This window comes from Staphylococcus sp. NWU MK-U1 (assembly GCF_033283505.1).
Lineage (GTDB): Bacteria > Bacillota > Bacilli > Staphylococcales > Staphylococcaceae > Staphylococcus > Staphylococcus haemolyticus.
In genome coordinates, this window is sequence record NZ_JAVSMG010000014.1 from 1 (window position 1) to 19,990 (window position 19,990).

General features: G+C 29.1%; 23 protein-coding genes and 1 pseudogene. 11 read left to right on the forward strand and 13 right to left on the reverse strand.

What is annotated here, in order from left to right; translation table 11 throughout:
• The 8 genes from SBL16_RS11940 to SBL16_RS11975 form a co-directional block, all read right to left on the reverse strand.
• Positions 1-1,283 (reverse strand): lactose-specific PTS transporter subunit EIIC (locus tag SBL16_RS11940; protein ID WP_317954239.1); only part of this gene is annotated, 1,283 nt, incomplete at its 3' end.
• A gap of 5 nt (positions 1,284-1,288) precedes the next feature.
• Positions 1,289-1,603, reverse strand: a complete 315-nt coding sequence (locus SBL16_RS11945) for a PTS lactose/cellobiose transporter subunit IIA (protein ID WP_317954241.1) — start codon at positions 1,601-1,603, stop codon at positions 1,289-1,291.
• Positions 1,604-1,622: 19 nt separating this feature from the next.
• Positions 1,623-2,600 carry a tagatose-bisphosphate aldolase gene (gene lacD / locus SBL16_RS11950; protein ID WP_107506053.1) on the reverse strand — a complete coding sequence of 326 codons (978 nt, stop codon included), beginning with the start codon at positions 2,598-2,600 and terminating at the stop codon, positions 1,623-1,625.
• Positions 2,601-2,603: 3 nt separating this feature from the next.
• Entirely contained in the window at positions 2,604-3,536 is a 933-nt protein-coding gene (locus tag SBL16_RS11955) for a tagatose-6-phosphate kinase (RefSeq protein ID WP_107506054.1), read from the reverse strand.
• A gap of 12 nt (positions 3,537-3,548) precedes the next feature.
• Positions 3,549-4,064, reverse strand: coding sequence for a galactose-6-phosphate isomerase subunit LacB (gene lacB, locus SBL16_RS11960; RefSeq protein ID WP_107506055.1), 516 nt, complete (start codon positions 4,062-4,064; stop codon positions 3,549-3,551).
• A gap of 15 nt (positions 4,065-4,079) precedes the next feature.
• Positions 4,080-4,508 carry a galactose-6-phosphate isomerase subunit LacA gene (gene lacA / locus SBL16_RS11965; RefSeq protein ID WP_107506056.1) on the reverse strand — a complete coding sequence of 143 codons (429 nt, stop codon included), beginning with the start codon at positions 4,506-4,508 and terminating at the stop codon, positions 4,080-4,082.
• A 216-nt stretch (positions 4,509-4,724) separates the two neighbouring features.
• Positions 4,725-5,477 carry a DeoR/GlpR family DNA-binding transcription regulator gene (locus SBL16_RS11970; protein ID WP_107506057.1) on the reverse strand — a complete coding sequence of 251 codons (753 nt, stop codon included), beginning with the start codon at positions 5,475-5,477 and terminating at the stop codon, positions 4,725-4,727.
• Between the two features lie 226 nt (positions 5,478-5,703).
• Entirely contained in the window at positions 5,704-6,372 is a 669-nt protein-coding gene (locus SBL16_RS11975; RefSeq protein ID WP_317954251.1) for a DUF536 domain-containing protein, read from the reverse strand.
• A 463-nt stretch (positions 6,373-6,835) separates the two neighbouring features.
• Between SBL16_RS11975 and SBL16_RS11980 the strand changes: the two genes are divergently transcribed.
• The 7 genes and pseudogenes from SBL16_RS11980 (at position 6,836) to SBL16_RS12005 (ending at position 11,770) form a co-directional block, all read left to right on the forward strand.
• The gene (locus tag SBL16_RS11980; protein ID WP_070055773.1) at positions 6,836-7,804 is read left to right on the forward strand and encodes a replication initiator protein A; all 969 of its coding nucleotides are present in this window, start codon (positions 6,836-6,838) and stop codon (positions 7,802-7,804) included.
• Positions 7,805-8,522: 718 nt separating this feature from the next.
• Positions 8,523-8,798, forward strand: a complete 276-nt coding sequence (locus tag SBL16_RS11985; protein ID WP_317954254.1) for a helix-turn-helix transcriptional regulator — start codon at positions 8,523-8,525, stop codon at positions 8,796-8,798.
• Between the two features lie 39 nt (positions 8,799-8,837).
• Entirely contained in the window at positions 8,838-9,206 is a 369-nt protein-coding gene (locus tag SBL16_RS11990) for a hypothetical protein (RefSeq protein WP_070055775.1), read from the forward strand.
• Positions 9,207-9,287: 81 nt separating this feature from the next.
• Positions 9,288-9,449: a hypothetical protein gene (locus tag SBL16_RS11995; protein ID WP_198644709.1), complete on the forward strand. Its 162-nt coding sequence runs from the start codon at positions 9,288-9,290 to the stop codon at positions 9,447-9,449.
• Between the two features lie 897 nt (positions 9,450-10,346).
• Positions 10,347-10,430 (forward strand): annotated as a pseudogene (locus SBL16_RS12230) (hypothetical protein); the annotation flags it as partial.
• Positions 10,431-10,876: 446 nt separating this feature from the next.
• The gene (locus tag SBL16_RS12000; RefSeq protein WP_000493115.1) at positions 10,877-10,972 is read left to right on the forward strand and encodes a type I toxin-antitoxin system Fst family toxin; all 96 of its coding nucleotides are present in this window, start codon (positions 10,877-10,879) and stop codon (positions 10,970-10,972) included.
• A gap of 249 nt (positions 10,973-11,221) precedes the next feature.
• Positions 11,222-11,770: a hypothetical protein gene (locus SBL16_RS12005; protein ID WP_002441962.1), complete on the forward strand. Its 549-nt coding sequence runs from the start codon at positions 11,222-11,224 to the stop codon at positions 11,768-11,770.
• A gap of 328 nt (positions 11,771-12,098) precedes the next feature.
• On the opposite strand, the gene blaZ is transcribed toward SBL16_RS12005, so the two are convergent.
• On the reverse strand, positions 12,099-12,944 hold the full coding sequence (gene blaZ, locus SBL16_RS12010) for a penicillin-hydrolyzing class A beta-lactamase BlaZ (RefSeq protein WP_000733268.1): 846 nt from the start codon (positions 12,942-12,944) through the stop codon (positions 12,099-12,101).
• Between the two features lie 106 nt (positions 12,945-13,050).
• Here blaZ and blaR1 point away from each other — a divergent pair, with 106 nt between their 5' ends.
• From blaR1 to SBL16_RS12030, 4 genes are all read left to right on the forward strand, one after another.
• Positions 13,051-14,808 (forward strand): beta-lactam sensor/signal transducer BlaR1, encoded by a 1,758-nt coding sequence (blaR1, locus tag SBL16_RS12015; RefSeq protein ID WP_001096392.1) that lies wholly within the window; start codon positions 13,051-13,053, stop codon positions 14,806-14,808.
• Positions 14,798-15,178: a penicillinase repressor BlaI gene (blaI, locus tag SBL16_RS12020; protein WP_001284653.1), complete on the forward strand. Its 381-nt coding sequence runs from the start codon at positions 14,798-14,800 to the stop codon at positions 15,176-15,178. The genes blaR1 and blaI overlap by 11 nt, the downstream gene beginning before the upstream one ends.
• Positions 15,179-15,441: 263 nt before the next feature.
• Complete coding sequence (locus SBL16_RS12025) at positions 15,442-16,017, forward strand: recombinase family protein (RefSeq protein ID WP_002488854.1); 576 nt, start codon at positions 15,442-15,444, stop codon at positions 16,015-16,017.
• Between the two features lie 128 nt (positions 16,018-16,145).
• Entirely contained in the window at positions 16,146-16,754 is a 609-nt protein-coding gene (locus SBL16_RS12030) for a recombinase family protein (protein WP_107506048.1), read from the forward strand.
• Positions 16,755-17,008: 254 nt separating this feature from the next.
• On the opposite strand, the gene SBL16_RS12035 is transcribed toward SBL16_RS12030, so the two are convergent.
• The 4 genes from SBL16_RS12035 to SBL16_RS12050 form a co-directional block, all read right to left on the reverse strand.
• Complete coding sequence (locus SBL16_RS12035; RefSeq protein ID WP_317954259.1) at positions 17,009-17,290, reverse strand: hypothetical protein; 282 nt, start codon at positions 17,288-17,290, stop codon at positions 17,009-17,011.
• Positions 17,287-17,448: a hypothetical protein gene (locus SBL16_RS12040; RefSeq protein ID WP_289328561.1), complete on the reverse strand. Its 162-nt coding sequence runs from the start codon at positions 17,446-17,448 to the stop codon at positions 17,287-17,289. Before SBL16_RS12040 ends, SBL16_RS12035 begins: the two co-directional genes overlap by 4 nt.
• A gap of 620 nt (positions 17,449-18,068) precedes the next feature.
• Positions 18,069-19,481 carry a 6-phospho-beta-galactosidase gene (lacG, locus tag SBL16_RS12045; protein WP_317954265.1) on the reverse strand — a complete coding sequence of 471 codons (1,413 nt, stop codon included), beginning with the start codon at positions 19,479-19,481 and terminating at the stop codon, positions 18,069-18,071.
• Between the two features lie 15 nt (positions 19,482-19,496).
• On the reverse strand, positions 19,497-19,990 hold a 494-nt coding region (locus SBL16_RS12050), incomplete at its 5' end, for a lactose/cellobiose PTS transporter subunit IIB (RefSeq protein ID WP_317954263.1).

Below are 19,990 nucleotides of genomic sequence, written 5' to 3' on the forward strand. Positions count from 1 at the left end.
TTAGCTTCTTTGTTTCCTAATTCTTCTTCTAAAATTTGTTCATCATAAACTTTTACAAATGGGTAGTAAATGATAACGTCAACTACGATTAATACAATTGCCAACACAAATGACCAAAATGCAAGTCCTGTACCCATCACAATACCAAGAGGTCCTGGTGTCGTCCATGGTAAGAAGATGCTAAAACTATTCATTTTAAGTACATCAACAAAGAATTTAAAGATCCATATGTTTACTATTGGTGCAAAAATAAATGGTATGAAAAATACTGGGTTTAATACGAGTGGTGCACCAAATAAAATTGGTTCATTTACTCCAAAGAGTGTTGGTACAACTGATGCTCTACCAATTGCTTTGTTTCTTTTTGATTTAGTTAACCACATAAACATAAATGGCACGACTAATGTAGCACCGGTACCCCCCATAGTTGCAACGAACATTTGCGTACCAGGTGTAATAATTTTATCTGCATGTTCTCCTGCTTGAATCAAATTTAAGTTTGTTTCAAGATTTGCATAAGTAATTGCAGCAATTGCTGGTTCAACAATAGATGGACCATGGATACCTACAAACCAGAAGAATGCGAAAGCACCGAAAATAAGTGTGACGCCAATCCAGCCATCTGCCGCAGTAAATAATGGTTCAAAGATTTTTAATACAGCATTCGCTACATTTGTATGAATAAATGCTCGTGATAATAAATCTAATGCATAAATAATGATAATAACCGCTGACAACGGGAAGATATCTTTAAATACCTGAGAAATATTTGGTGGTACTTCTTTAGGCATTTTGATTGTAATATTTCTTTTAATAAAGAAATTATAAACAATTACGGTAATAAAGGCTGAAATAAAGGCTGTTAATAATCCTTTTGTGCCCATAAATGCACTTGAAAATCCACCCTCTTTAATAGGATCTGCTGCTAAGAATAAAAATCCACTCATCGCAGCCATCATTGTAGAAATAAAGTTAATTTGATTGGTTTTATCTAATTTCCTGTTGTAGGAATCGGTTAAAGACTTAGCTGTTGTTCCAGCTACAATCAAACCAACAACTCCCATGGTATAGTTATATGGTTTCATCAATATACCTTCCATCGTTTTACTCCAAGTAAAGCCAAACACGTTAGGTACATATGTGATTAAAATAAATATACTTGAGAACAAGATAATTGGAATTGCTGCAATAAATCCATCACGAATCGCTCTTAAATAAATATTACGAGATATTTTTTCAAAGAACGGCTTTCCTTTTTCTATCCATGCTATTAACTTATTCATAGGGGTCAGCTCCCTTTTTTGTATAATTCAATTAAATGCTTCATTAAATCTTTTAATAATAACGTTGTCATTAAATGGTCTTGACCGTGAATCATTGTAATACTAAATGCAATGTCATCACCTTGTGCTTCTTGAGCTAATAAGTTTGTTTGAGCTTTATGTGCATTTGCGATATCTTCATTTGCTTTCTCCGTAAGTTGTTCAGCTTTATCAAAATTGCCTTCTTTAGCAGCGTTTAATGCCTCTAATAATTTTGAACGCGCATCTCCTGCATATGCGACAATTTCAAAACCAAGTAATTGTCCTTCTTCTCTATTCATATGAATAACCTCCCCTAAGTCATTTTGCTTTCCAAGATGTTGCAGTTGTTTTTAGTACGTTATTTAAATCATCAATGTTTTTATATCCAGTTGTACGTAACCATTTTCTTGCAGCTTGTTCTCCTTGTTCAATATAAACTTTAACTGCACCAGACCATGTCGCACGTCCACATAACACACCATTGAAATGTGCACCCGCATCGTGTGCGAATGTTAATGTTTCTTGGAATAATTCAGCTGATACACCAGCACTTAAATAAATATAAGGTAAATGTGTTGCTGCATCTTGATCACGGAAATGTTGTGCTGCTTCTTCTTTTGTGTATACAACTTCACCCTCTGTAAATCCTTCGACAAAATTCATGTTTACGGGCACTTCAACTTTAAGCACATCAACATTGAATCGATCTTCGGAGAATAACTTCATTGCTTCATTTACTTTACGAGGTTTTACTTTTGCAAATTCAGCACTTTTATTATCAGGAATGTTATCATCATAAGTTAACACTTCTAAGAAAAATGGAATGTCTTCAGCAACACATTCTGAACCAATTCGTTCAATATAAGCTTTCTTTTGAATGTTAATCTCTTCTGAATCATCTACATCATAATAAAGTAAGAATTTAACTGCATTGGCACCCTGTTCTTTTAAACGTTTAGCAGACCATTCTACTAAGCAATCGGGTAAACGACCTTTTGCATTCACGTCATATCCAGTTTTTTCATATGCAAGTAATAAACCACACTCTTTATTACGTGCATCAGAAGCTGGTAAGCCATATTCAGGATCTAAAAGAATAGAAGATGCATATTGTGTTAACTCTTCTGATACAAGTACTTTTAATTGTTCGATTTGTTCAACTGTAGGAGGTTCTGTTTGATGTTCAGCCATCATTCTTTTTAATGCCCCACGTTGATCAAATGCTAAAGCTGAAATAATCCCATCTTGATTACTTAATTGTTCGATTGATGCTAATTTTTGTTTGGATTTTGTCATGAATTACACCTCTATAACTTCAATTTGTTTGAATAGTTCTTTAAATTTATCTACATTGATATGACCTGTTTGATGCTCCATTGCATTTAACATTCCAAATGCATTAGCTTTTTTCAGTAAGTCTTCATCGGATTGTTGATGAACAAGACCTGATGCAATACCTGCCACTGTAGAATCACCAGACCCTACAGGATTAACGACTTCTATTTTTGGAATGTTTACTTTATAAAATGTTTGATGATGTTTAGCGAAAGCGCCCTCGCCACCTAAAGAAACAATAATCCATTCAATACCTTTGAAGATGGATTGAGTGACTGCTTCTTTTAAACTATCGATATCTGTAGTGACAGTAGTGTGTAATAATTGAGATAATTCATCAATATTAGGTTTTATCACTGAAGGCTTATTTTCACTCAACAATACATCCATTAATGATTGACCAGAACTATCTAAAATCGTAGGTAGACCTTGTTCATTTGCTAATTTCACAATATCCGCGTAGTAATTTGTATTAAGACCTTTAGGTAAACTTCCAGACATCGCTATAACATTAGCTCTTTTAAATAGTTCTAAAAGATGTGCTTTATAGCTTTCTGCTTCTTCCTTATCAATAGTTGGTCCTTGTTCGAGTATTTCAGTTTGTTGTCCTTCATGTAGAATAGCGATACAATTTCGTGTTTCTCCTTTTATTTTGAAGAAAGACTGTTCAATTTGAGCATCCGTTAATTGTTCTTCAATAAATTGACCCAATGCGCCACCTAAAAAACCACTTGCTAACACATTTTCGCCAAATTCTGATAATACACGTGTTACATTTAATCCTTTTCCTCCAGCAGTTTTACTCGTCTTTTTAACTCTATTCACAGTATCTAGATAAAACTGTTCTAATGGATAAGATATATCAACTGAAGGATTTAAAGTTAATGTTAGAATCATTTCACATCTTCCTTAATCGTGATATTCACCTTTGTCCCATTTTTCTAAGAATTCATCAAAGAAGTGAGGATCAGCTTGATTATCTTTATGTGTTTCTAAATGATTAATTTTAGCAATTAATTTTTTATTTTCTTCAGTAGGTTTGTATTCTGCTTTGATAAAGGCATCCACGATATCGAAAATAAATAATTCGCCTGCTACTTTACCGCCGAAACTAACAACATTAGCATTTAATTCTTCTTTTGAATAAATTGCCGATGTCATATCACGTACTAATGCTGTTCTTACACCTGGGACTTTGTTTGCTGCATTACTAATACCAACGCCAGTACCACAGACACATACGCCTAAATCTGCTTCTCCACTAGCAACTTTTTCTCCTACTTTTTTACCGAAGATAGGATAATGTGTACGTGTAAAATCATACGTACCTACATCAATAACTTCGTGTCCTTGAGCTTTTAAATGTTGTGAAACTTCCATTTTTGTATCAGTTACAATGTGATCGCAACCTATAGCAATTTTCATTATTTATTCCTCCAATTAGCACATTTTATTTAACATATCTACACGGATTTGGTGACGCCCACCCTCATAGTGTCCATTTACAAATTCTTTAGCAATATTTTTAGCTAATGTATCGCCTACAATTTCAGCACCCATTGTAATCATGCGTGCATTATTGTGACTACGTGTCATATATGCTGAACGTTCATCTGATACTTCAGCAGCAATCATTCCTTTTACTTTTGTAGCAACAATAAAACTACCTGCACCATAAGCATCCACTGCAATGCCTAAATTATCATCGTTCTTTTGTACTTCATGTACAACTGCTAATGTTGAATCAATAAAGTCTAATTCTTTTCCTTCTGTTACATCTACTACATCATGGTTATTTTCTTTTAAAAATGTTTTTACAACATCTTTAAGACGTTGACCAGCGACATCTGAACCAATAAAAATTGTCATAATGATTCTCCTTTGAAAATAAGATAATTAAACACATGTGTTTGAAAAAGCGCTTTCAAATCTTTACACCTAAATTATAAACATAAACAAACAAGCATTCAACAATAAATGTTCGAATATTGTTTGAAAATTCGTTTTTTAACGAAATGTTTTTGTATTTAATTGCGTTCAATTATATAAAAAATACCAAGATTGTTTATATAAACAATCTTGGTATTATATCACTTCTGTGTAAGCTTTTAATTTTTGTACATCTCCCTCATCTTTTTTATCTACAACTACTGCTGTTAAATCTTCTAAATGACATAATTGGGTAAAATCTTCTTTTCCAATTTTTGAAGTATCAATTAATAAATATTTTTCAAGTGAACGATGAAGTGCAAGTTGTTGTGTATATGCTTCGTCAATTGTAGAAGTGAGCACATCTGCATCTTTTATTCCATTACAACTAAAAAACATTTTAATAAATCGTTTTGTTTGAAGAAGCGTATTCGTCATTTCACCTACAAATGATTCAGTAAGTTCTCTCATTTCTCCACCTAATAAGTAAACTTTAAAACTTAGCGAACGCTTTTCAAATAATATTTGAAATACTGGAAAACAATTCGTAATCACTGTTAATGACTTTTGCTCTATTAATTGAGCCAGTAACTCGATTGTTGTTCCAGGTCCTAAAAAAATCGTATCGTTTTCTTCAATTAAGTTAACAGCTTTCCTTGCGACCGCACGTTTTTCTTCAATATTCTCTGTGTGCTTTTCTTGATGAGACTTTTCTTTAATTTGAAAAGCAGAATTACTACGTGCACCGCCATGTATTTTAGTTAGTAATCCTTTTTCTTCTAATTCAGCTAAATCACGACGTACTGTCATATCAGATACATTAAGTTCCTCAACAATTTCATTTGTCCTAACCATTCCTTTTTGATTTACGAGTTTAGTAATTTCTTCTAAACGATCGTATTTATGCATTCAAATTCTCACATCCCACTTATTCTATTAAATATGTCCATATAGTATGAACACATATATTTTATAAAGATTTTAAGCACAATTTCATTCTATACTATTACTTGTTTTAACACTATTATTTATGGTCAATCTTAAATTTTACATAATCGATGATTATCAGAAGTTTTGTCGATATAAAAAGGTGTATCAAGGGGTTACTAACCCTTGATACACCTTTTACATTTTTTTAATTACCAAATAGTCGGCTCCAAAAGCTTTTTTTAGCATGATTTTCGTTTCTTATATCTTCTTTTTGTGCATCATCTATTTGATCGCCATGTTCCAAGTCATTATTTTGTTGTTTGTCCTCGTTTGTATCTTTACCTACATCACTAAACTGGGAAACTATTTTTTCATCTTGTTTATCTGACTCAGTCTTTATAGAACCTGTATTGTCTACTGTTTCTTGAACTTCAACGTCCTGTCTCTTATTAGAAGAATAATTAAGTTGCCTTTCTTCTTCTAATTCAGCCTCCAACCTTTGGATTTTTTTGTTACTTTCTAATGCTAAAACTTGTTGATTTTCTAAAAGCCTATTAAGTGTGTTTATTTGTTCTTTATCTCTACTTGCTTGTTCCTTATATATGTCTAACTGAATGTATAATTGCTTTATTGTTTCATCTTTGACCGATTCTTCGTTAGAAGAATCATTTCTTTCTACTCTATTTTCATTTTCGTCTTCAATACTCTTTTTTTGATTTTTTTTAATTCGATTTACTACTATAATCTCATCTTCACTAGACAAATAATTTACGTTATCGATTTTTTTAAATTTTACATCTGCTTTTTTAGCGTTGTTATAAACAGTCATTTTTGTCACATTTAATTCATCAGCAATTTTTTTCATACTTTTCATATAGTAGCCTCCGTATAACTATATGCGTGGAATTTATTATATATTATACAGAGCTTATACGTAATATATCAATATTTTTACAGGAATTCGTATAAGTTATATATAGATATATGACTTATTATACTATACTTATATAAAAGTTATACGCCTTTTATACGCAGTATAAAAGGCTTTATCTAAAGATAGTATAACGTTATACAAAAGTAATATATTACTCATTATCTCTTTTAAAAATGCACATAAAAATGTAACAAATAATTAAAAAATGTTATTATAAATATAAAGAAGCCTAGCTACGGGAATAGCTAGGCCTCTAGGGTGATAGAAAAGTTATATTTATATCGTTGTTGTATTCATATTATATATATTAAAAATTATTAGTGCAAGTCTAATACATATATGCTTACACATAACTTTTTTATTACCTCTTTTTTAAATTTTAAATATGAAAGAGGTTTTTTGTATGTCTAATTTTAATATTAAAGAAATTCAAAAAGAAAAATTTTATCGATTACCTAAAGTATTTTTTACAAATCCTAAATATACTAAATTGTCTAATGATGCAAAAATAACTTGGTCAATATTAAGAGATCGTTTAGATCTATCCATAAGAAATAATTGGATAGATGAAAATGGAGACATATTCTTTATATATACTAACGAAAAACTAAAAAAAATCTTAAATATCAGCAGTCCGAATAAATTATCAAAAATAAAAAAAGAACTAACTCAAGCCGATTTATTTAGTCAAATTAGAGTAGGATTAAATAAACCCAACAAACTGTATTTAAAAAAACCAGAAGTAAGCAAAGCTGATGTTTATTGTATTTCAGAACAAGAAAATGACGTAGAACGGCATAATAACACGGACGTATCAAATTCATACATCCAGAAATATGATAAGGATACATCAAGACATACTAAAACGATACATCAAGACATATCGAAAACATACACTAATGATACTGATTATAATGATACTAATTATATTAAGACTGAGAGTAATGATACGAATGATTTGAATGATAAAAAACTAACATATCGTAATGATCAGACACGTCATTCAAATCACTACACTTCAAACTTTAATAATAACGCTTTAAAGTTTCGATTACTTGAAGAATTACCACAAAGTATTCAAAACTATTTAAGCAACTTTTCTGTAGCTGAAATTAAGATTATCAAGTCTGTACTATTAAAAGCCAAGACATCCTTTAATAATTCGATTGATTCATATTACTTGTTAGAAGATATGGAAATAGAAATACTTCATGTCCTTAAACGTTTTAAAGCGATGCTTATTCAAAAAAATGAAAACGTCGAAGCTATGCAAGGCTATCTTATGAAATCTCTTAAATCTGAATTCGCAGAGACGCATACACTTAATCAACGACGTAAACATTTACCAATCACTTCTTTATTTAATCAATAACTTACTTTAATAGGGAACAATGAGCCAATTAGAGAACATCTTCAAATAGATGTTCTCTTTTTTTATCAATCAAGTGGTTGTCTTAGCAACCACCTAGATCAAACGAAAAGTAAAGGAAGAGATAACAATATAACAATCATATAATGCCACAATCACACAACATAGCACATCGCTATAAAAGAAAGGAGGGACCACTTATGAACAATAAGAAAAAGATTAAAGTGACTTTAGCATTGATTAATGTTTTCTTAACTGCAGGCGAACTTTATCTTCAATGGCAATTGAGTCAATCTGAAAGTGAACACTAGTTAAGTAAATGGATGGGACTAAAACTTTTTTGTTTTAGTCCTATTTTTTCTTATAAAACGTTATGATTTGTTCAATAATGTCTCAAGTATTTCTCACAAAAATAAAGACAAAGACACTATTCATGACATGCCAGAAAACTTTGAACCAAGTGAAGATGATTTATCATTTCAGTAATATGTCATAATGGAGAGGAGATTTAATATGATAGCATTTAAAACTTTACAAAATAGCAGTGAAAAGTCAGAGTTTATCAACTTCATATATTCTCTTCCAGATAAGGGTAGGATTAAATTGTTGAAATGATAGAAAAAAGAAAATAATAGTTTTACTATAGCAATACGAATGGAATAAATAAGGAAATTAGATAATGGTAAATGTGTGATTGAAAAATATAAAAGAGGTGATTTATGTGAGTATAATATCTAATTTAATAAAAAATGACATTGAACGTAATCCTCGAATGAAAAGAACTTATCAAGATCAAGATGAAGCATTAGAATTTGCAATGGCAGTCGTAAAACTAAGAGATGAATTAGGTTGGTCACAAAGGAAATTAGCCGATGCCTTAGGCAAACCTCAATCAACTATTGCTAGAATTGAAAATGGCGATTCAAAGCCTAATTTAGATACAATGGAAGCAATTGCACGAGTTACAAACAAACAACTAAAAATTGCATATATATAAAACGAAGTCTCCTTTATAGGAGGCTTTTTTATGTAATTAGTGGTTGCACAGCAATCACTTAGAATAAAATTAAATGGTCGTAACTATGAAGTCAAAAAAAGTATATATACTAACGGAAGATTAAAATTATTTTTAGTAAATGATAAACTAATAGATTTATCACGAAATATAGAGAGTGCGATATTTGCTAATGAAATGTTCAATGAAGTGACAGGTAGAGAGTTATTTGTTAATCATATAGATGGATTTTTATATGAGGATTTACTAGATGAATTAGAATTATCAGACCTGTTTGAACTAAATAGATGGGAACAATTAGACATACAAGGAAATGTGAAAAATGGTTTTAATACTTATATAGGTATAGAAATAAAAGAAAAAGTGTTAGATAAAATAGAAAATTATTAAACTACAATTAGTAAGAAAAGAATGTTTGTAATAAAACTTTTTAATCTATACAGTAGTGATTTAGATTTAAGTAAAATAAAGTTGTTAGTAAATAAAGAATATGATGAAACAATCAATGAAAAAGAATTAATTGAAAGTATGTCACCAGAAGAAATACCTAAAGACAAGATACTAAGAAGAAATGTTGATGAACACTCTTTCACCATAGATTGCATAGATTTACAATGGTATGTATTCATTTAATAGATAAAAAAGAAAATTGAGTAATCAATTAGATTACTCTTTTTTTGTTTTGTCTCTATAAATACAAATTATAGAGTCTAAAATATGTCGCATAAGAAGAAAAATAAAATGATTATTTAGTGTTGGTTTAACTTAAAAAAAATAAAAAAGTTAAACCTTTTTGTATTCTTTAGCAATCTTTTTTAATTATAAAAGTGACTGAGTAAAATCGTTTTTGTTGTATATTTATTTAGTAAGTTAAAAGAAAAGAGTTAATTTATAGTTTCAAAAAATCAAAATGTAGCCTCAAGTAAAATGAAATATACTTAAAAGATAAACTTTTAATGTTCAATGATTAAACCCAACACATTTTTAAATTTGAACGCTATCATCCCAAATTCATCAAATATATTTACTTAGTTTTCTCTTTTTTTATCACTAATCATTTTATTAACCATGATCATTTTGAAAATAAAAATAAGATCTTTAAGTAAAAAGTGAAGAAAATAATAGTCTCTTTTGTCCCCAAGTACATTTTACTTTTGGAAATATTACAAGAAGTAGATGCTTTTTGGAGCATCTAAAATATGAGCATAAGGAAATCTAGTACCACCTTTGGTGGTATTCAGCATAGCTGAAAGATTTACTTAAAATTCACATTATTCTTTTTCTGCTCAAAAAGTCGTATAAAGCCTAATATTGTAGCGTTTATAAGTATTTTAAATTCGATAACACCAAGGTGTAATTTTGCCTTTTATTGCAGGCTATTTACAATTATTACAAGACCACTTTTGATTATAAAAAGATGCTCCTTGATGTTGATATGACGAGGTTTATATTAAAAAAGATGCTCGAGCATCCAATTTTTTTTAGCGCTGAGATGCTCGAGCATCCGTTTTTTTCGGTCATTTTTATAAAAAAATTAGACCACATAAGTGTGATCCAATTTTAATTTTTAGATTTGGACGTTTTTATAATTTATTTTTGAATAATAGTGCTTAGTTAATCTCTTATTTATTTTACTTTATGGTCATCTTAATGAATCATTTCGGCACATGTTGGAGATACCTTTTCCAAAAAATGATGAGTAAAAAAATATTTACATAGTAAAAATGTAAGTGTTTAATATAAAAAATATCACAAGAATTTATCAAACATGAGTAAGACATTTTTCATTTATTTATACTTTATAAGCAGTATGATAAATCATACAAGTGACCAATACGCGCTTTCTAAAAATCATAATTCGACTTAATTATGTACGCTAATATGACTTTGATTATGACTAAGTAGACTTAATAATAAAGGTAATTTGTTTTTTAATAGATAATACTTTTGACATAAGTTCACTTATCGGAAGTCATCTGTAACTCAATTATTAGAAATGGTATAATACAAAGGTCGTCGTTCACTTCTGTGCTGTATTTAGCATGGAAGGAGGTGACATCATGTTCAGTACACTATTTGTAACTATTATAGCTCCTATCGTAGTAGGAGTTATACTCACATTATTTTCTCATTGGCTGAATAATCGTGAGAAGTAATTTAGCGACGACATATAGCTAATACACCAAAAGAGCCCGATAACTATTCGCAGTAGTTATCGGGCTCGGTGTTTATCATGCTAGTACACTATTTGTTAAATTCAGTATATCACCAAGTGTAGATGAATGCAAAAATATAAGAAAAGTAAGTGCAATTCTATAATTAGAATTATTGATTTTCTTTGATACTATAAAATTGCTAACATTAAGGCTAATTAGTTGAATACAAAGACAAGATGGGAGTATTAAATGAAAAAGGTTAAATCATATTTAAAAAACATTCAAAACAACGAAGAGTATCAAAAAGATATAGAATTTCTTGAAAAGAAAAGTAATGGAAGGGAAGACAAAAAACTTATATTAGATATATGCTTTTTATCGACAATTCCCTTGATTTCAATTTATATTACATATTTTTTAAGTTTTTCCAATCCATTTGCAATTTTTATATTAATAATTATAGCTGTGCCAGTTTCTTATAAAATTGCTAAAATTCTATTGGATCATATGTACAAAGATGAGGATAGATTTCTAGCATTATATAGAAACTACGAAAAGGGAAAATTATTATTTCTTACTTTACCTATCATTGGACTCGTATCTATAATAGGAAGTTCATTTCTCTTCGATTATTTAATATTTAAACTGAATAATACGTCTGTAGAAATATTAGGGTCCACTCCTACTGTTGTATATCATATTATTATTTGTTTTATTCAGTCTATGTTCACGACTATGTTTTTAATAATATTTATTTATACTATTTTGGTTCTTATATATGGAAGGTTTACAAAATAAATGACTAGAGTACACCCTAATCACATAAAATAAGTTGTTTGTCACTTTGCTTGATATATGAGAATTATTTAACCTTATAAATGAGAAAAAAGCAACGCACTTTAAATAAGATACGTTGCTTTTTCGATTGATGAATACCTATAATTAAACTATTCATCTATTATTTATGATTTTTTGTATATACAATATTTCTAGTTTGTTAAAGAGAATTAAGAAAATAAATATCGAAAATAATAGAGGGAAAATCAGTTTTTGATATCAAAATTATACATGTCAACGATAATACAAACTATAAGATGATATCAGTATTTATTATGCATTTAAAATATTAAAATTCCTTCATTACACTCTTGGCGGTTTCACTTATCAACTTATCATTTGGCTTATCACTTTTATTGTCTTTATTCGTAAAAATGACTAAAACAATAGGTTCAGATTGGCCCTTAGGATAAACAAAAGCAACATCATTTCTAGAAGCATATGTTATTGCTTGACCACTTTTATCAGCAACCTTACAGTCTTTTGAAACACCGTCTTTAATTAAAGTATCTCCGCTTTTATTATTTAACATTAAATCAAGTAAGAATTTTTTGTTTTCTTTGCTTAATTTTCCATTTGCGATAAGTTTATTTAAAGTCTTACCGAAAGCAGCAGGTGTTGAAGTATCTTTTTTGCTCTTTGGTGAATAATAATTTAATTCTATCTCATATCTAACTGGATTTGTTACTTTATCTCCTAGTCCTTTTAGACGTTGTTTAACTTTTTTGATCCCACCGATCTCTTTTATAATTTTATTGTTTGCTGTATTATCACTATATGTCATTGAAGCCTCAATAAGTTCTTTTAAAGTGATATCTTTTCCTACATATTTTTCTAAAATAGGAGAATAAGCAACTATATCATCTTTGTTAATATGTATTTTTTTATTTAACTTATTATAAGGTACTTGTTCTAACAAAATAGCACTATTTATCGCTTTTGAAGTCGAAGCATAGGCAAATCTCTTATCTGAATTAAATTTTACTTCCTTACCACTTTTAGTATCTAAAGCATAAACACCAATATGAGCATTATATTTTTTTTCTAAATCATTTAACTCTTTGGCATGTGGACTGTTTGAATTACATGCACTTAAAACTAAAGCAATTGCAATTAAAAATATTAACTTTTTCAAAATAAACCCTCCAATATTACAAATGTAATTTTTACGAATATATAATATTACATTTGTAATATTTGTGTCAATTATTTATTATAAATATTTGAAAGAAGGTGTCAAAATGGCTAAATTACTAATAACGAGCGTAGTAAGCTTTTGTTTTATATTTCTATTGTTAGTATTTTTTAAGTACATATTAAAACGCTATTTTAATTATAGTTTAAATTATAAAGTTTGGTATCTAACAGTGCTTGCTGGATTAATACCTTTTATCCCAATTAAATTCTCTTTTATAAAATTTAATAATGTGAATAATCAAGCGCCCACAGTTGAAAGTAAGTCACACGACTTGAACCATAACATAAATACCACCAAACCTATTCAAGAGTTCACAACAGATATCCATAAGTTTAATTGGGATTCAATTGATAATATCTGCACAGTTGTTTGGATAGTTTTAGTTATTATTTTAAGTTTTAAATTTTTGAAATCCTTATTATATCTTAAATATTTAAAGAAACAGTCACTTTATCTAAACGAAAATGAAAAAAATAAAGTAGATACGATACTTTTCAACCATCAATATAAAAAAAATATTGTGATTCGAAAAGCAGAGACTATTCAATCTCCAATAACTTTTTGGTATGGGAAATATATTATTTTGATTCCTAGTTCATATTTTAAAAGTGTAATTGATAAAAGACTAAAATATATAATACTGCATGAATATGCTCATGCTAAAAATAGAGATACTTTACATTTAATTATCTTTAATATCTTCTCTATTGTTATGAGTTACAATCCATTAATACATATTGTAAAAAGAAAGATAATTCATGACAATGAAGTAGAAGCTGATAGATTTGTTCTTAATAATATTAACAAAAATGAATTTAAAACTTATGCGGAATCTATTATGGACTCCGTATTAAATATTCCATTTTTTAATAAAAATATATTAAGCCATTCATTTAATGGTAAAAAGTCATTACTCAAAAGAAGATTAATTAATATAAAAGAAGCCAATTTGAAAAAACAGTCTAAATTAATTCCAATTTTTATTTGTATTTTTACTTTTTTGCTCATAGTAATTCAAAGCCAGTTTTTGATGGGGCAATCCATAACTGATTATAATTATAAAAAGCCCTTACAGAACGATCACCAAATTTTAGATGAAAGTAAAAATTTTGGTTCAAATAGTGGATCTTTCGTCATGTACAGCATGAAGAAAGACAAATACTATATTTATAATGAAAAAGAAAGTAGAAAAAGATATTCTCCTGATTCAACTTATAAAATTTATTTAGCGATGTTTGGACTTGACCGTCATATCATAAGTGATAAAAATTCACGTATGTCATGGAATCATAAACATTATCCTTTCGAGTCTTGGAATAAGGAACAAGATTTAAATACAGCAATGCAAAATTCAGTTAATTGGTACTTCGAACGTATTAGTAATCAAATACCAAAGAACTATACTGCGGCTCAACTCAAGCAATTAAATTATGGTAATGAAAATTTGGGAAGTTATAAAAACTATTGGATGGAAGATAGTTTGAAAATATCTAATCTTGAACAAGTAATAGTTTTTAAAAATATGATGGAACAAAATAACCATTTTAGTAAAAAAGCAAAGAATCAATTATCTTCTTCATTATTGATTAAGAAAAATGAAAAGTATGAACTGTATGGGAAAACAGGTACAGGTATAGTAAACGGGAAGTATAATAATGGGTGGTTTGTAGGTTACGTAATTACAAATCATGATAAGTATTATTTTGCTACACATTTATCAGATGGAAACCCGTCTGGGAAAAATGCTGAATTAATCAGTGAAAAAATATTAAAAGAAATGGGTGTTTTAAATGGCCAATAAGCAAGTTGAAATATCTATGGCTGAATGGGATGTTATGAATATAATATGGGATAAAAAATCAGTATCAGCTAATGAAATTGTAGTTGAAATTCAAAAATATAAAGAAGTTAGCGATAAAACAATTAGAACATTAATCACAAGACTATATAAAAAAGAGATTATAAAACGATACAAATCAGAGAATATTTATTTTTACTCATCAAATATTAAAGAAGACGATATTAAAATGAAAACTGCTAAAACTTTTCTTAATAAACTGTATGGAGGGGACATGAAAAGTTTAGTGCTAAATTTTGCGAAAAATGAAGAATTAAATAACAAAGAAATTGAAGAATTGCGAGACATTTTAAATGATATTAGTAAAAAGTAATTAGAGATATGTTTCAAACATTATACATATGTAAACTATACTTGACTCTTATTAAATTAGTTTTGTTAATAACATTTAAAATATATTAGTAAAGATGAGAGTGTACATAAAATAACCATTTTCTGTACACTCTCTTTTTATGTCGAAATAAGTGAGGATTACATTTATTTTTATGTTCAGAAACCCAATAAAAAATCTATGTTCACAAAAGTGCTCGTATTTAAGTTATGGTACACTAATGATGGATATAGGAGGTTTGTATTTTGAAAATAGGTTATGCAAGAGTTTCAACTGGTTTACAAAATTTAAATTTGCAGGAATATCAATTAAATCAATATGGTTGTGAAAAGATATTTAGTGACCACATAAGTGGATCAAAAAGTAAACGTCCTGGTTTAGATAAAGCCATTGAATTTGCGAGGGCAGGAGATACGATTGTTGTTTGGAGACTAGATAGACTAGGGCGTAATATGGAAGATTTAATCACATTAGTTAATGAACTTAATAATCGAGGCGTGAGTTTTCATAGTTTAGAAGAAAATATAACAATGGATAAATCAAGTTCTACAGGACAATTGTTATTTCATTTATTCGCAGCATTTGCAGAATTTGAACGTAACTTAATTTTAGAACGTTCTTCAGCTGGTCGAATTGCAGCTCGCGCTAGAGGACGCTATGGAGGGAGACCAGAAAAGCTAAATAATAAAGATTTAAAACTACTCAAAACACTATATGATAATGGTACACCGATTAAGACAATTGCGGAACAATGGCAAGTTTCACGTACAACAATTTATCGCTATCTCAATAAAATAGAAGATCGAAAGAATGATAAGTAAATACAACTTAACTTTCAACAATAGTAAAAGTTAAACAAAATACACCCTAATCATACATATTTAGTTATTGAATTTATAGTAACTAAAACGTATGATTAGGGTGTATATTAATTACGAGGTGGAAATTAATGATTGTTGGCTATGCGAGAGTCTCATCTATTGATCAAAATTTAGAAAGACAACTTGAAAATTTAAAAACGTTTGGTGCTGAAAAAATATTTACAGAGAAACAATCGGGAAAGTCAGTAGAAAATAGACCGGTACTTCAAGAAGCACTTAACTTTGTGAGGATGGGAGATCGGTTTGTCGTAGAATCAATTGATCGTTTAGGTCGTAATTATGAGGAAGTAATTCATACCGTTAATTATTTAAAAGATAAAGAAGTTCAATTGATGATTACTAGCTTACCTATGATGAATGAAGTAATCGGCAGTCCATTATTAGATAAATTTATGAAAGACCTAATCATTCAAATATTAGCAATGGTTTCAGAACAAGAACGAAATGAAAGTAAACGTAGACAAGCACAAGGTATTAAAGTTGCGAAAGAAAAAGGTATATATAAAGGACGTCCTTTACTATACTCACATAATGCTAAAGATCCACAGAAACGTGTTATCTACCATAGAGTCATAGAAATGTTAGAAGAAGGCCAAGCAATTAGTAAAATTGCCAAAGAAGTTAATATTACAAGACAAACAGTTTATAGAATTAAACATGATAATGGTTTGGGTTAATAAACGGTTTTTCAATGTAACTGAGAGTTTCTCACAGCATTCTAAAACGTATATTAATCCTCTATTATAAGATTTTAATAATGAAACAAAAAAAGAGAGAACAATTATTCTCTCTTTTTTCTTAATAAGTAAAAATTAATACATACAAAAAAGTATGTGTACTAAACATTCCAGATTTAAATAGTATCTCAAAAACGGACGTTTTATATTTTTACTTCAAATTTACTGTTAAATACTCTTTTGAATTCAATTAACTATTCATTTACTTTTTCAGGAAATACACCATTATCCATTTGTTTAAGTCCTTCCTTAAGGATATTGAAATATGTTTCATCATTATATTTATTGTAGATTTCTTCTAAAATTTTTTGAACTTCAACTAAATTCTCTAAAATTATTTTGATTTTAGTATCTATAGTTTTAAATGACTCGAGTATATTGTCATCAATATATAATCCTTGTTCTTTAATAATATTACTTGCCAATAGTAATTCATTTTCTAATTGGCTTAAATAATAATCAAAATTAACTTTCACTCTATATTGATATTTTTGATAATTGGACTTGATGTAAAAATGTCTATATATCTATCGTCATTTATAACCTCATTATATTGTTCATCTAATTTTTCGTAATTATCAAATATGAATATATATGTATCTGTACCACTATTTAATTTTTCATAATGTTTCATATAGATTGGTATTGCTTAATTAAGAATCTTACCTTGATATTTAAAGTTTGTTTCGTTAATTAATTGTTTCTTTTTGAAAGAGTAGTTAAAAAGAATATTTAAATACTATTTTAATAAATAAAGTATGAAAATTACTATTAAAGCTATCCACTATTCTTTGAAAAGTGAAATTATTAAATTTTCCATTTTGTACTCCTTTAGGCAAATAATTAGTTATGTAATAGGTGTTTCCCAGAAGTAAACAAACATTTTCTTCTAACTTATTTTCAATTCGCTATCTCAAAATAATTAATGTACTCTATTATTTTTTTATATAATTAAATAATAACATATACAACAATTTGTATAACTTTCACAATTCTAAACATAAGTCTTATTAAAAGAATTAATGGTTATCATGCAGGTTGGAGAGAATCTAGGCTTGGTGGTGCAGATGGTATTCATGGTTTTGAAGAATATTATAATACAACCGTAAGTTATATTAGATGGTAAACTAAGAATAAAAAAAGTCTGTGATATATTTCCTAGAAAAACAGCCAGTAAATGAATTTATAATAAACTTGTTTACTGGCTGTTTTTCTAGGAAATATATCACAGACTCACCTATCTATATTATAAAATTACTTAATTTCTTTAGATTCAGCTAATGCTTTATACCAATATGCACTTTTTTTCGGATAACGTTCTTGTGTGTCAAAATCAACGTAGAATAGACCATAACGTTTTTCATAACCATTAGACCATGAGAACACATCCATAAGTGACCATAAGAAATAGCCTTTTACATTGGCACCATCACGTATCGCATCAGCAATGACTTCAAGATGTTTTTTAACATAGTCGATACGTGCATCATCATCAACTGTCTTACGTTCTTCATCGAATTCATCTTTATATCCAAGCCCATTTTCAGTAACATAAATTTTGTGATAGTTAGGATAATCTTTTATAACACGCATAATTTGATCATAAAGACCTTGTGGATAAATCATCCAATCCCAATCAGTACGAGGAACATCTATGTCAAATTCACGTTGTCCTACACCTTTAAGTTGATATTTAGAGCCACCTTTATCTCCAGTAGCATTGTGTGTAATTTCTGATTCTCCCTCATATCCTCTCATCCAATCACTCATATAGTAATTAATACCTAGGAAGTCATTTAAATCTTTTGCAGCATCTAATGTAGCATAATCTTCATCAGTAATATCTAATTTACCGCCATTGACAGAAAGAATATGTTGTACACCTTCCATAGTTTCACGAGAATATTTTCCTAAATACGTTGCATCTAAGATAAATTTGTTATGAATAATATCTTCAAGTTCTGCTGCTCTTACATCTTCCGGATTTGAAGGATCATATGGATACTTAGTTGGTAATGCATGAACTACTCCAATTTCCCCATTATATCCATTGTCTTTAAATAGTTTAACTGCTTTCGCATGTGCGACCATCATATTATGATGAGATTGGAATACTTTTGCAAAATCATATTTAATACCTGGTGGGAATTTACCGACTAAATACTGGCCATCACCAATAGGACCAATTTCATTAAAAGTAGTCCAATAGTTGACTTCAGTAAATTCTTCAAAGCAGAATTTTGCATAATCTACAAAATAATCAATCGTTTTACGGTTTAAGAAATCTCCATCACTGTGAAGTGTTTCTGGAGTATCAAAATGATGTAATGTAACAAACGGTTCAACGTGACGTTTATGACATTCTTTAAATAAATTGTGATAAAATTCTACACCTTTTTGATTAACTTCTCCATAACCTGTTGGAAAAATTCTTGACCACGCGATAGATATACGGATACCATTAATCCCAAATTTCTCACTTAATTCTAAATCAACTGGATATTTATGATAAAAGTCACTTGCAGGTTCAGCTGTATACCAATAGTTTTCTTCTAGATAAGTGTCCCAGGCTACACGACCTTTTCCGTCTGTTTGAGTCGCACCTTCTACTTGATAAGCTGCTGTTGCACCACCGAAAATAAAATCTTCTGGTAATTTTTTCATTATACTTTCATCTCCTAATTATTTTTCAAATTGTTGTTGAACGAAGTCTAATGCTGCTTTGCCATCACGAGTTAAGTTAATGTATTCAGCACCTTGAGTTTTTGCTAATTTAATACCTAATCGATCTGTATCTTGTTTTATATCTTCATAGTTAGAAGCAACTTGAGGCGCTAAAATAATTAATTGATAGTCTTTCATAATATCCATATGTGCACCATAACCACCAGCTGCCGCTTTTACAGGTGCCTGATATTCTTCAGCTGCTTTGTTTAACGCATTTGCAAGTAATCCACTTGTACCACCACCAGCACATAAGACTAAAACGTTAGTTTGTTCGTTAATTGAATTCGGTGACTCTTTAGCCGATACTTCCTCATCGGAAGATGCTGGTTCAGTTGTTGTCGCTTCATTTGCACCAGCAGTTGCTAAAATTGTATCTGCTTTTTTAGTATCAAAGTTTGCTGCCACTTTGTCTTGTAATTCATTATTAGCTTCTTTGTTTCCTAATTCTT

Excerpts from the sequence above, each read along its gene's own strand:
- SBL16_RS11945 (WP_317954241.1), bottom strand. The coding sequence starts at position 1,603 with ATGAATAGAGAAGAAGGACAATTACTTGGTTTTGAAATTGTCGCATAT.
- lacD (WP_107506053.1), bottom strand. The coding sequence starts at position 2,600 with ATGACAAAATCCAAACAAAAATTAGCATCAATCGAACAATTAAGTAAT.
- SBL16_RS11955 (WP_107506054.1), bottom strand. The coding sequence starts at position 3,536 with ATGATTCTAACATTAACTTTAAATCCTTCAGTTGATATATCTTATCCA.
- lacB (WP_107506055.1), bottom strand. The coding sequence starts at position 4,064 with ATGAAAATTGCTATAGGTTGCGATCACATTGTAACTGATACAAAAATG.
- lacA (WP_107506056.1), bottom strand. The coding sequence starts at position 4,508 with ATGACAATTTTTATTGGTTCAGATGTCGCTGGTCAACGTCTTAAAGAT.
- SBL16_RS11970 (WP_107506057.1), bottom strand. The coding sequence starts at position 5,477 with ATGCATAAATACGATCGTTTAGAAGAAATTACTAAACTCGTAAATCAA.
- SBL16_RS11975 (WP_317954251.1), bottom strand. The coding sequence starts at position 6,372 with ATGAAAAGTATGAAAAAAATTGCTGATGAATTAAATGTGACAAAAATG.
- SBL16_RS11980 (WP_070055773.1), top strand. The coding sequence starts at position 6,836 with ATGTCTAATTTTAATATTAAAGAAATTCAAAAAGAAAAATTTTATCGA.
- SBL16_RS12000 (WP_000493115.1), top strand. The coding sequence starts at position 10,877 with ATGTTCAGTACACTATTTGTAACTATTATAGCTCCTATCGTAGTAGGA.
- SBL16_RS12005 (WP_002441962.1), top strand. The coding sequence starts at position 11,222 with ATGAAAAAGGTTAAATCATATTTAAAAAACATTCAAAACAACGAAGAG.
- blaR1 (WP_001096392.1), top strand. The coding sequence starts at position 13,051 with ATGGCTAAATTACTAATAACGAGCGTAGTAAGCTTTTGTTTTATATTT.
- blaI (WP_001284653.1), top strand. The coding sequence starts at position 14,798 with ATGGCCAATAAGCAAGTTGAAATATCTATGGCTGAATGGGATGTTATG.
- SBL16_RS12030 (WP_107506048.1), top strand. The coding sequence starts at position 16,146 with ATGATTGTTGGCTATGCGAGAGTCTCATCTATTGATCAAAATTTAGAA.
- SBL16_RS12040 (WP_289328561.1), bottom strand. The coding sequence starts at position 17,448 with ATGAAACATTATGAAAAATTAAATAGTGGTACAGATACATATATATTC.